The organism is Enterobacter sp. 118C5 (genome assembly GCF_034107645.1).
GTDB lineage: Bacteria > Pseudomonadota > Gammaproteobacteria > Enterobacterales > Enterobacteriaceae > Enterobacter > Enterobacter nematophilus.
The window spans coordinates 1-12,223 of sequence record NZ_JAWNEU010000027.1 but is presented as its reverse complement, the minus strand read 5'-3'; the positions used below and the strand labels follow the sequence as shown (position 1 = coordinate 12,223).

Here is a 12,223-nt window from a genome sequence, read left to right as displayed (position 1 = left end):
CTTCATGCATATAAAGCAGTAAGGTTTTTTATAATTCGTTATGGCTATTTCAATCTGTTTATATTTGCGCTTAGAGTTTTATATCCCTTTGTAATCCAGGACCCAAACAGTTCTTTTACCTCTTCCCCTCTGCTATCCCCCAGTCCTCAAGAAGCCAAATTTTCGTGACCGTATACACGTTATCAACAATAACTCATTGAGTTAATGTGCAAAAATGGGCATTTTTGTACCTATAATCACGTAGTGACAAGGGGGTAGTGGTGGTTTCATTTTATGATGAAAGGAATCTCATTTTATTTTTGTACTTTAAATTAAAGAAATTCGAGGTTGATATTCCTCCTGAGTCGTCCGAAGCAAATCTTGCAAACTATGAAAAGAGAGTGCGCAATTTATTATTGAGTGGGAATAAAGGTTCCGAAAGAGAAGTAGATACTTTTATCAATAACACCCGGGTTGAGGCTAAAAAAGAGATTCCATGTGAAGATGAGCTTGAATGGTTCACCACAGACTCCAGGGCTAGTTATTGGTTACTTTGTAAAACAGATCAAGATCACGTTACCGCGGGTTATGCACCCTATACAAACACTTTCCCTGTTCAGGCAGGAAATTCTCTGTTAAATGAACCATTCACTTTAGGATTCGATATTCCGCCGGTCCATAATCTTCGGGTGCGGCTTATCAAAGATAAAGTTGTAAGAAGCATTTCTGAAGGAAATACCAGACAATACATCCTAAAATTACATAATGAGTGGAATGAATTAATCACAAAGAGAAATTTATTTTCTGATGTTAATGGGAAGGCAGGGGTGACCATTGACTGGTTGCTGAACTATTTGCAGGAAAACAATATTACCTTGCAAAAGTATCGGCATGCTGAAGGAACAGAAGAAAAAATCGCATACTGTTATGCGTCATATTTTATCTGGCGTGAGGATGTTTTTAGAACTGAAGCAGAAAGAGAACTATTCATAAGGAAATTTAAAAGTGCATTGAGCACACAGAAAAGCCGAGAGAAGAAGCGTGCAGATAAAAATAAAGCCCTTAACGTGATCATTTCTCAGGAGACTCATGATAAGCTTCGTGATATATCTGTGAGAGAAGGGATCTCAAATGCCAGAGTTATTGAATATGCTATTCATCTGGCATGGAGGCAAAAATTGAATCCACGCTGAATATTTTTTTGGATATATATCATCCCCATGAAGGATTCAAAAAGGCAGCCATGTAAGCTGCCTTTTTATTATCAATAAGATGGTGGTGTTATGAAAAATAAATATGGTTATTCTTCTTTGCTAAAGCCGGTATCTGGATTACCAGAATGGGTTACTGAGCATTTATTGCAACAAATAAGACAGATAACTGAGTATGAACCGGTTATAGGTATTATGGGTAAAACGGGAGCAGGCAAAAGTAGCCTTTGCAATGCCCTGTTTGCTGGTGAGGTATCGCCTGTCAGCGATGTGGTAGCCTGTACCCGGGAACCTCTGCGCTTTCGCCTTCAGGTTGGCGAGCGCGTTATGACGTTGGTAGACCTGCCCGGCGTAGGGGAAAGTAGTGCACGCGATAGCGAGTATGCCGGGCTGTACCGTGATCAGCTTCCCCGGCTCGACCTGGTGCTGTGGCTGATCAAGGCCGATGATCGGGCGCTGGCGGTGGATGAGCATTTTTATCATCAGATAATTGGTGAGTCGTACCGGCATAAGGTGCTGTTTGTTATTAGTCAGTCGGACAAGACCGAACCCACTAGCGGTGGCGGTTACTTATCCACAGAGCAGAAGCAAAACATTAGCCATAAAATTTGCCTGCTGCATGAATTGTTCCAGCCTGTTCATCCTGTATGTGCCGTATCGGTCCGGGCTAAGTGGGGATTACGAACAATGGCGGAGAGAATGATTCGTTGCCTGCCGCGCGAGGCCAGCAGCCCGGTGGTCGCGCAATTGCAGTCTCCCTTTCGCACAACAGTAGTCCAGGAAAAAGCGCGCGTTGATTTTGGTGAAACTATCGGTGCGGTGCTGGATACGGTGAGTACTTTCCCGCTGATACCGACTCCGGTGCGGACCATCATTCAGGCCATGCGCACCACCGTGGTATCAGTGGCCCGTGCTGTCTGGGATTTCTTCTTCTGAGCGTTTAATTCCAACCTGTTATTCCATGAGCCCTGTCGCCTGTGCGGCAGGGCTTTCTATTATTGTTTTCCATTATGAGGAGTCTGCTTATGACCCGTCTGGCTTCGCGCTTTGGCGCAGCAAATCTTATCCGTCGTGACCGTCCGTTAACCCGCGAAGAACTGTTTCGTGTGGTGCCCAGCGTTTTCAGCCAAGATAAACACGAATCCCGCAGCGAACGTTATACCTATATTCCAACCATCTCCCTGCTGGACAGCCTGCAGCGCGAAGGCTTTCAGCCATTCTTTGCCTGTCAGACCCGCGTGCGTGACCCGGGGCGTCGGGAACACACCAGGCACATGCTTTGCCTGCGGCGGGAGGGGCAAATTACAGGTAAACAGGTGCCGGAAATCATTCTGCTTAACTCTCATGATGGCACCAGTTCGTATCAAATGCTGCCGGGATTATTTCGTGCGGTGTGTCAGAACGGGCTTGTCTGCGGTGAGTCGTTTGGTGAGGTGCGGGTACCACATAAAGGTGATGTGGTGAGTCAGGTGATTGAAGGGGCTTATGAAGTGCTTGGGATTTTTGACCGGGTGGAAGAGAAACGCGATGCCATGCAGTCTCTGATGCTACCGCCACCTGCGCAGCAGGCACTTGCGAAAGCAGCGCTTACGTATCGCTTTGGTGAGGACCACCAGCCTGTTACTGAATCGCAGATACTCTCCCCACGCCGCTGGCAGGATGAGAGCAATGATCTGTGGACCACTTATCAGCGTGTACAGGAAAACCTGATTAAGGGCGGGCTTAGTGGACGCAATGCTAAAGGCGGACGAACGCATACCCGTGCGGTGCGTGGCATTGACGGAGACGTAAAACTCAACCGTGCGCTGTGGGTGATGGCGGAAACGATGTTGTCACAGTTTCATTCTGTTTAAATTCAGATTCTGCATCTGAAAAGTTAATGCCTCGTTAAAGAATGACATGCCCTGTCAATTCACCTCTTCTTGTGTTGCTGATTAATTGAACAAAAACCCCGGCTTACCCAGTGATCAGTGGCTTCCTGTCCATCGAAAAATAGTTATTGCCCCGGACATACCCTGTCAGACCCCTTATTTAGAATCATAACCCTTTCAGTCAGTTAACTCGTATGGAGAAATGATAATGACACAGACAGAGCGCCGCCACGACAGGCTGGCGATCAGGCTGTCGCTGATTATCAGTCGCCTCGTCGCAGGTGAAACGCTGGATATGCGCAGGCTGACCGCAGAGTTTGGTGTATCTGCGCGTACTCTGTACCGCGATTTTCGTGAACGGCTGATGTATCTGGATCTTGAATGCAGCAACGGTTGTTACCGCCTGCGGACGGGGGTGAGTGGTGCGCAGGCCGAGCTGGATGTGCTGACCTTTGCTCATCGTACAGGTGTGGCCGATCTGTTTCCGGGGCTGGACCGTCGACTGGTCAGCCTGCTGCTGAACTGCAACGACGCGCCCTGTCTGGTGGGTGAAGCTGTGGGTATAACCAGCCCGTCAGCGTCACTGTCATTCTATCGTCTGGTCAAAGCCATTACCGCCTGCTATCGCGTCACGCTGCTCGCTGACGGACAGCGTTGCGAACGGCTGGCACCGTATCGGCTGATGATGCAGGAAGGTCACTGGTATCTGATCGCTGAATATCAGGATCGTCCGGCTGTTTTCACCCTGAATGAAATCCATGTGGTACAGCCCACAACGGAGATATTCAGACGTAACGAGAGGCTCTGGCGGATGGCAGAGAATACCGGTTTTGCCCGGGCTCTGCCGCATTTCCGCTGCATCCAGCAGTCGCTGAATGCATTTACCTCACCCTGAAGTTTTTCACCAGCCAGCATCCACGGAGAGTGGATGCTGGCTTTTTTATTTACACACAACAAGGTTAATACGATGAAGCGAAATCTGAATACCAGTTATCGGCTGGTCTGGAACGAAGTTCTTGGCGCATTTGTGGTTGTTTCAGAACTGGCAAAAGCAAAAGGAAAGCGTACTGGCGCAGTACTCGCACTGGCCGTTGCCGGACTGACCTCTGGTACAGCACTGGCGGCAGAGACCTCCGTACCTGTCGGAGAGATGGCTGACGGGGGGGTTATCAGCAACAACGACACGCAGCTGGTTTACGGGCAGGCGAATAACACCACCATTAACACGGGCCTGGAGTACGGCAGCGATGATGAAGATAACAATCAGGGCGGCCAGTTCGTACAGGATGGTGGCGTAGCAAACCACACCACCATAAACAGTAACGGTCTTCAGGCGGTGCTTGCAGGCGGCAGTGCCAGCGATACAACGATAAATGCCGGTGGTGGTCAAAGCGTACACGGTCAGTCTTCCGGTACGGTACTGAACGGTGGCGAGCAATGGGTACATTCCGGCGGGGTTGCCACCGGAACCGTCATTAATGAAGGCGGCTACATGGTAGTGAAAGGGGGGGCTCAGGCAATTGGCACCGTTGTGAATACCGGCGCACAGGGTGGCCCGGATTCGGAAAACAGCGACGGGATGTTTGTTTCTGGTACCGCAACAAATACAACCATCAATGAAAATGGCCGCCAGGTCGTTTTTGAGCAAGGGACCGTCGTCGCCACGACGGTGAATGCTGGCGGTGATCAGAGCGTTCATGGCAGTGCAGAAAATACCACGCTAAATGGCGGCTATCAGTACGTTCATTCCGGTGCGGCAGCAACGGATACCGTCATCAACAGCGGTGGCTGGCAGGTAGTTAAGGACGGCGCTCAGGTCAGCGATACCACGGTCAATAACAGCGGCAGACTCAGCGTAGCTGCGGGTGGCAAGGCCTCAGATGTCATTATCAATGCAGGTGGCGCGCTGGTGACAAATACGGCTGCGGATGTGTCCGGCACCAATCGGCTAGGCAGCTTCAGTGTTGATTCGGTTTCCGGTAACGCAAGCAATGTGGTGCTGGAAAACGGCGGGCGACTGGATGTCCTCACTGGCAATGCTGCAGACACAACAATGGTCGATAAGGGCGGTGTGCTGGCGGTTAACAACGGCGGAACGGTGACAAACGTGACCATGAATGAAGGCGCTGCCCTGATTGCCGACAGCGGTTCAACGGTCAGTGGTACAAACGCGCGTGGTGAATTCAGTATTGATGCTGCATCTGGCAAAGCCCGTGGACTCTGGCTGGAAAACGGCGGCCGCTTTAGCGTTAAATCCGGTGCGATAGCGGAAAATACCACCGTTGGCAGCGGCGGCGAGCTGAGCGTAGAAAATGGTGGCGGATTGAGCGGTACCACCAGCCTGGCTGAGCATGCAAACCTGACGGTTACGGGGGATGTCATCAGTACCGGCACCATTGAAAATGCCGGTACGATAACCTTCGCGCCTGAGCAAAGCGATGCCGCCAGAACTCGCCTGTTTGCTGCTTCCTCTGATAATACCTTTACTCCCCGCAAGCTCACCACGACAAACCTTGTCGGCCAGGGCGGTACCATTAACATGAATATCAACCTGGCGAATCCTGACTTCCCGGCTGATATGCTGATTATCGACGGCGGGCAGGCAACGGGGAAAACCTGGCTGAACTTCACCAATGCCGGTGATGCCGGGCTGGGCCTTGCTACCTCGGGGGACGGTATCAAAGTAGTGGATGCGATTAACGGTGCCACGACGGAGGCCGGGGCCTTTGCGCTTGGTAGCAAGCTGCAGGCAGGTGCGTATAACTACATCCTGAACCACGGCGCTGCTGATGAAAACTGGTATCTGACCAGCGAAGCTGGCTATCGTGCAGAAGTTGCGCTTTATGCTTCGCTGTTTGCGCAGAGCATGGACTATGACCGCGCACTGGCAGGCAGTTACAACCAGCGCAGCGCGGTCAAAGGTGACAGCGGAGTCTGGGGACGCATCCAGGGCGGTCACATGGGACATGATAATAACGGCGGAATTGCACAGGGTGCCACATCGGAAAGCAGCGGCAGCTACGGCTTCGTACAACTGGGTGGCGACTTGCTGAGCACCTCTTCGCTGAAAGCCGGTGTGTATGGTGCAGCAGGACATTCTTCCGTTGATGTAAAAGACGATGACCGCTCCCGCGCCGGGACTGCCCGTGATGATGCGTACAGCCTGGGCGGTTATCTGACCGCCGTGCATGCCACCAGTGGCCTGTGGGCGGATGTGGTGGCTCAGGGCTCTCGTCATAACCTGAAAGCGACGTCTGATGCAGACAGCTTCGCTACCCACGGCTGGGGCTGGCTGGGCTCGCTGGAAACGGGCCTGCCGTTCAATGTGACCAGTGGCCTGGTACTGGAGCCGCAGCTTCAGTATATCTGGCAGGGGCTGTTCCTGAATAACGGCCATGACAATGGAGGCTACGTGAACTTCGGTGACGGTAGCGCACAGCATATTCGCGCCGGTGTTCGCTTCGGCAGCCAGTCGGAGCTGGCCTTCGGTAACGGCACTTCCACGCGGGCAGGTTTTGGCGACAGCGTGAAACACAGCGTAAGCGAACTGCCGGTGAACTGGTGGGTGCGTCCGTCTGTTATTCGTACCTTCAGCTCAGACGGCGATCTGGACATGGGAACGGCTACGGCGGGAAGCAATGTTACCTTTACCCCGTCTCAGGATGGTACATCCGTTGATTTCCAGGCGGGTATTGATGCGCTCATCCGCCAGAACGTAACGCTGGGTATTCAGGGCGGCTATACCCGTAGTGTCAGCGGTAACAGCGCTGACGGTTACAACGGGCAGGCCACACTAAAAGTTGCCTTCTGATAGCTCTGCCCCACTAAAACAGAGATAACCACTCTCATCCGGCCCCTGTTGCTTATGCAGCAGGGGCTTTTTGTTTTTAACGTTATGTAATCGACTTCACGCCAGCGCACAGTCGCTGGCTTTTTATTTCGGAGAAACATCATGAACACATTCAATAGCAATAGCGTTACACCCTTTCAGGAACAATCGCCAGCGACAGGTATTACCGCCTCTGTTGTACCCGATCGTCAGCGGTTCTCATTCTGGCCGACACACTTTGGCTCCATTGCGCAGTGGATAATCCTGAAACCCCGCATTTTCGCCTGGATGGACCGCTTCTGTGATGAGTACAGCGGTGGTATCTGGTCATTTTACATGCTCAGCAATGGCGGAGCGTTTATGGCCCCTGATGCTGACAGTGACGATAAATGGCATCTGTTCAACGGCATGAACGGCAATGGTGCGGAAATGAGCGCGGAAGCCGCAGGTATCGCTGTCTGCCTGATTGAATACAGCCATCATGCCTGTCGCACCGAATGCGATGCCATGACTGAGCACTATTACCGCCTGCGGGATTACGCTCTGCAGCACCCTGAATCCAGCGCCATTTTGCGCATTATTGATTGAGGGTACTCATGATGGAACAGTCACTTACCCCACTGGCTTCGGTACTTCCACTGAACGCTCAACGCACTGTACAACATGCTCTGGCCCTGCTTGACCGCCACCTGCGCGAAACTGGCGTGGCGCTCACCTCCACACAGGCCGCCCGTGACTGGCTGCGGTTGAAAATGGCCGGGCTTGAGCGAGAGGAGTTTATGGTGCTTTATCTCAATCAGCAGAACCAGTTGATTGCCAATGAGACCCTGTTCACCGGCACCATTAACAGTACCGAGGTACATCCTCGCGAGGTGGTCAAGCGGGCACTGTATTTCAATGCAGCAGCGGTGATACTTGCGCATAACCACCCTTCCGGAGACACCACACCCAGTCAGGCTGATAAAGTTGTCACGCAGCGTCTGGTGCAGGCGCTCCAGCTCGTTGATATCCGTGTGCCTGACCATCTCATCGTCGGTGGCACGCAGATATTGTCGTTCGCTGAACACGGCCTGCTTTGAGGAATTACATGAAAGTTATCAGTAAGCGCCGGGCGATGACTATTTACCGTCAGCATCCGGCCTCCCGCATTTTTCGATACTGCACCGGCAGATACCAGTGGCACGGCAGTGTCTGTCATTACACCGGTCAGGTAGTTCCTGACATTCCCGGCGTGCTGGCGGTATACGCCGAACGCCGCCAGGACCGCAACGGGCCCTATGCCTGTCTGATGAGTATCACCCTGAACTGACAATAAAGGAGAAGCCCGATGAGCAGTAATGTCACATGGGGACTGCAGCGGAATATCTCACCACTCCTGGAAGCACGTCTGGTGCAGGGGGGAAACCGGCTGCACTATCTGGCTGACCGGGCCAGTATCACCGGTAAGTTTAGTGACGACGAATGTCTTAAGCTGGATGTGGCATTTCCGCATTTTATCAGTCAGATGGAATCGATGCTGACCACTGGTGAAATGAATCCTCGCCATGCCCACTGCGTCACCATTTACCACAACGGTTTTACCTGCGAAGCCGACACCCTTGGCAGTTGCGGCTACGTATACATCGCAGTTTATCCCACTCAACGCTAACTAATTTCACGAGAGCAAGCATGAAAACTTTACCTGCTACAATTTCTCAGGCAGCGAAGCCCTGTCTGTCGCCCGTGGCTGTCTGGCAAATGTTACTGATACGTCTGCTGGAACAGCACTATGGCCTGACACTGAACGACACGCCGTTCAGTGATGAAACTGTTATTAAGGAACATATTGATGCCGGTATCAGTCTGGCTAATGCTGTTAACTTTCTGGTGGAGAAGTACGAACTGGTTCGTATCGATCGCAGAGGATTTAACCGCCAGGAGCAGTCACCTTACCTTCTGGCGGTAGATATTTTACGGGCAAGACAGGCAATCGGCCTGCTGCGGCAAAACCATCCTCCTTCGATCCCCTGAATCTTGCTAGCAGTGTTTCCGATTTACTGTCCCTATTTTACTAATTGCAAATGCACCAGCTAGTTACGGTGGGCGCATTTGCGTTTATGGGTGTTTAAACACAATTAGTGGTATCCGGCCATGAACAAAAATCGTACCACTGTATAGATAAGAAAAATTGCTTGCTGCTTCTTTTTTAACCTGCAATTCTGATGTACTTCATTCACATCAACAATATTTAATAAAATACATTATGGATAAAGCAGAAATTCTGGAGAAAGGTTGTTGGGTTGAAATTTATATTGAAGAATTTGCACAAAAGGTAAAAGGAATTTCACGAGATAGGTACCCTTCATTACGCTGTATCGCTTGTGGCGAGCAAGTTCATGATAGTGGTTTAGTCACTCCCAATCCCGAGTATATCCCCAGATTCTCTCATTCAGCACCACCAGAAAACGGAGAGTTTTGCCCTCTGGGGTCTAGATCTCAACGTTTCACAGGTCTTTCCGGAAATGACAAGATAGTATCAACAGAGATCGCTGCATCTCGCCGAAATCGATTCATGCAATTTGATAGCCTCTGTCGAGCATGGATAGTTTGTAGGTCTCTACGTGGAGGAGAAGGAAAACTTGATCAAAAATCCTTCATCCGTTTGGTCAGGGTCGCTGATAGTTTTGGGATCTGGCGTTATAGCTATCTCCCGGAATGGGGCATCCCTCTTCTTTTAATGCTAATGGACAATCATCCAACACCTAATGGTAAGTCTGCATTTTTTTATTCGCTTAAGAAAGACAGAGCCCGCCGGGGTGTTGAGTGGCAAAACCTGAATGTCCGGCTAGAAGCACATTGGGCTAGCAGTGGTAAACTTATTGTACCAAATCTTGGGAAGCCAGCTTCGTTCCTGCTAGAGATCCCTTTTAAAGAATATGTTGTTAACAACATTTTGGGGAAAGAGGATCTATCGTGGTGTACAGGGGATGTGCTGAGAAGCTTGAATGCCTTTAGCATCAGTGAATTACGGTAAAATATCCCTTAAAACGTAATGAGAGAGCAGAATGGCATTTGAATTGAAAGACTTATTAACCCCGGCAGCCTCCCTCTTGGCCGTTTGGCTTACTGCCAGGTTTACCCTTAATCGGGAAATTCGTAAGAAAGAGCTGGAGCTCCGTGTTGATCGGCTGGAGAAGCTCTCTGCTGATTGTGATGAGGTCTTATCACAGCTTATTAATTATGCTGGTTTTATTAGTGGGCTTGTTCAGTCCCGGCTTTTATTACTCACTCCGACTCAGTCAAAGGCCCGTATCCCTATTCAAGAATTTTCTGAAGACAAAGACCTATTAGATAACAGTAAATTAGCTCCAGATAGAGAGAAAGGGCGAAGATGCGAACACGGCTTACGTTTCCATCATTATCAGGAATGGCAAAAATGGGATGCTATTGTCCCGAAGCTGCAAAACGATATTTATGATTTTTTCATGATTACACGTGCAGGCGAGATTGTTAAAGATTTGAAGAATCAGAGTCGAACACAAGAGGATTGTGAGGCATTCATTCGACAACTAAGTAAATGGCAAAAAGATGCTGATACACTGCGAAAACAGTTGCTTGACGCTATGTCCAGCGATTTTCACGAGTTAACAAAATCGAAACCTCCTTCATGGCTTCGATGATTGTATATACGTTCATGGTTCAACAAGTCTGGATGTTAAAGTCGTAAATAGGGCTGTGTACGTTATGAGCAAACAAAGTGACGTATCGTACAACAAGCAATATTATTCTTAATCAATCACGGCCCTAAGATACTTGGGTGAGTAGAGGTACCTCTATCGAGATTAATGATATTGACGACTCGATGAAAGGCTCATCGAGTCGCATGAAAAACAAGGTGGGGGCACAAAAGGGGGCATTTATAAAGATGAAACAAGAAAATATGTATGTTTATCAATGGTTATGTTGGGTGTGTTATGTTCCTATTATCGCACCATCTCAATAAAATCCATTAAAAATATGGCATTGTCTGCCCTAGGTTTGGATGCACTAGCCATCAGGCTAATCTGCTAAATTCTCCGTATCGAATGTTTAGGGTATGGCATGCACCTTTCGTGACTTAGGTAAACAGAAAAATGCTGTTTCGTAAGTACAGATACTTTCCGCCATGCGGTTGTCATTACTCTTTAATGAATGAATTTTCGCCTGTTCACTTAAAATATCCTTGATTCAATTGTTGATCTACCAGACTGCAGCAACGCTCTATTGGTTTTCAAAGAAAGCGAAGAAAAATTAATGTAGTAATAAAACCCAAAAATCGCTTTTATGTACGTTACGCAATTATCACAATAAGGGGACTTGCTGTCCCGAAAATTGTGTTCAGTAGAGTAAGCGAAACGGATGTTTTCAGCAGCTATTAGCGATATGTTAGGTTAAACAACATGTAATCAGAATAGAAAGAATCATAAGGGCAGTCGCATTGCTGTCATACACTGATGCTCACCATTTTTTTGTCTGGTGCACCTAAATATGAGCATCTCTTCGTGGTTCATATTCCTTGCGAGATAAAGATATTCTCCGGGTTTACATTCTATTCCGCTTTCCCGTATAAATTCCACAAGGGAAACTATATTTTTATTGCGGTTCTCCTTGTTAACATAAACAGGGCAATGATTAATATTAGCAATTATGACATGTGCGACTGAGAAGGTCGATTTGTCTGATCTGAAATTAAGCAACGCTAACGCACTAATCATAAGTACAATTATAAAAGCATAAATCGATCCAGGTATAATTTTGCTCCAGAAAGAGGGATGTTTTTTGGGTTGAGCGTCCTGTTCGCTAAGAAAGGGAGTTTCCTCTTTAACTTCGTACGCTGTGCTTACGGGCGGAGAGGGAAATTCCATAGAAAAAGAGGCGTGATCGGATATATTGTCTCGCTCATGAGCATGAATAATTTCATTTCCCGATTCAACCAGCCCTCGAAATGAAATGCCGGCCTTTGGGTGAGTGCGTATAACTGGCATTACAACACCTGCTTTTTTTAAACCTTTCCTCAACAGTGATACATTCTGATACAGCGTATTGACAGTGACAATTTGTCCCTTACTTTGCCAAACCGAATGCATCAATTCATCATAACTCACTATTTTTCCGCTCTGTTTTAGCAGGCATTCAAGAAGCCGGCTTGCCGGAGCATGAAGAACTACCTCTTTTCCGCGGGCTCCAAGGGGGCGAAGACAATTTTCATCAGGGATAAAGAGGACCACATCATTAATGATAAAAGCTGATGGCATGGTAAAAGGCCTGTATATATTCATGAATAATATTGAAAGTATAGAGTACAGGTTTGGACG

General features: G+C 48.9%; 13 protein-coding genes. 12 read left to right on the top strand and 1 reads right to left on the bottom strand.

Annotation, left to right across the window (positions count from 1 at the left end):
- The first annotated feature begins 260 nt into the window (after positions 1-260).
- The 12 genes from UTO39_RS22070 (at position 261) to UTO39_RS22015 (ending at position 10,549) form a co-directional block, all read left to right on the top strand.
- A complete protein-coding gene (locus tag UTO39_RS22070; protein ID WP_101743941.1) occupies positions 261-1,172 on the top strand; it encodes a hypothetical protein in 912 nt (303 codons plus the stop codon).
- Between the two features lie 90 nt (positions 1,173-1,262).
- The gene (locus UTO39_RS22065; protein WP_235155447.1) at positions 1,263-2,126 is read left to right on the top strand and encodes a GTPase family protein; all 864 of its coding nucleotides are present in this window, start codon (positions 1,263-1,265) and stop codon (positions 2,124-2,126) included.
- A gap of 89 nt (positions 2,127-2,215) precedes the next feature.
- Positions 2,216-3,043, top strand: coding sequence for a DUF932 domain-containing protein (locus UTO39_RS22060; protein WP_320728098.1), 828 nt, complete (start codon positions 2,216-2,218; stop codon positions 3,041-3,043).
- A gap of 226 nt (positions 3,044-3,269) precedes the next feature.
- Entirely contained in the window at positions 3,270-3,956 is a 687-nt protein-coding gene (locus tag UTO39_RS22055; protein WP_235155445.1) for a WYL domain-containing protein, read from the top strand.
- Between the two features lie 72 nt (positions 3,957-4,028).
- Positions 4,029-6,872, top strand: a complete 2,844-nt coding sequence (locus UTO39_RS22050) for an Ag43/Cah family autotransporter adhesin (RefSeq protein WP_235155444.1) — start codon at positions 4,029-4,031, stop codon at positions 6,870-6,872.
- A 141-nt stretch (positions 6,873-7,013) separates the two neighbouring features.
- Positions 7,014-7,478, top strand: a complete 465-nt coding sequence (locus tag UTO39_RS22045; RefSeq protein WP_235155443.1) for an antirestriction protein — start codon at positions 7,014-7,016, stop codon at positions 7,476-7,478.
- 8 nt (positions 7,479-7,486) lie between these two features.
- Positions 7,487-7,969: a RadC family protein gene (locus UTO39_RS22040; protein WP_235155442.1), complete on the top strand. Its 483-nt coding sequence runs from the start codon at positions 7,487-7,489 to the stop codon at positions 7,967-7,969.
- 8 nt (positions 7,970-7,977) lie between these two features.
- The gene (locus UTO39_RS22035) at positions 7,978-8,199 is read left to right on the top strand and encodes a DUF987 domain-containing protein (protein WP_235155441.1); all 222 of its coding nucleotides are present in this window, start codon (positions 7,978-7,980) and stop codon (positions 8,197-8,199) included.
- Positions 8,200-8,217: 18 nt separating this feature from the next.
- Positions 8,218-8,538: a type IV toxin-antitoxin system YeeU family antitoxin gene (locus tag UTO39_RS22030; protein ID WP_320728097.1), complete on the top strand. Its 321-nt coding sequence runs from the start codon at positions 8,218-8,220 to the stop codon at positions 8,536-8,538.
- 20 nt (positions 8,539-8,558) lie between these two features.
- The gene (locus tag UTO39_RS22025) at positions 8,559-8,900 is read left to right on the top strand and encodes a TA system toxin CbtA family protein (RefSeq protein WP_235155439.1); all 342 of its coding nucleotides are present in this window, start codon (positions 8,559-8,561) and stop codon (positions 8,898-8,900) included.
- Between the two features lie 232 nt (positions 8,901-9,132).
- The gene (locus UTO39_RS22020) at positions 9,133-9,903 is read left to right on the top strand and encodes a hypothetical protein (RefSeq protein WP_235155438.1); all 771 of its coding nucleotides are present in this window, start codon (positions 9,133-9,135) and stop codon (positions 9,901-9,903) included.
- A gap of 31 nt (positions 9,904-9,934) precedes the next feature.
- Positions 9,935-10,549 (top strand): hypothetical protein, encoded by a 615-nt coding sequence (locus UTO39_RS22015; protein WP_320728096.1) that lies wholly within the window; start codon positions 9,935-9,937, stop codon positions 10,547-10,549.
- 780 nt (positions 10,550-11,329) lie between these two features.
- Here the strand turns inward: UTO39_RS22015 and UTO39_RS22010 are convergent.
- On the bottom strand, positions 11,330-12,223 hold an 894-nt coding region (locus UTO39_RS22010; RefSeq protein ID WP_320728095.1), incomplete at its 5' end, for a winged helix-turn-helix domain-containing protein.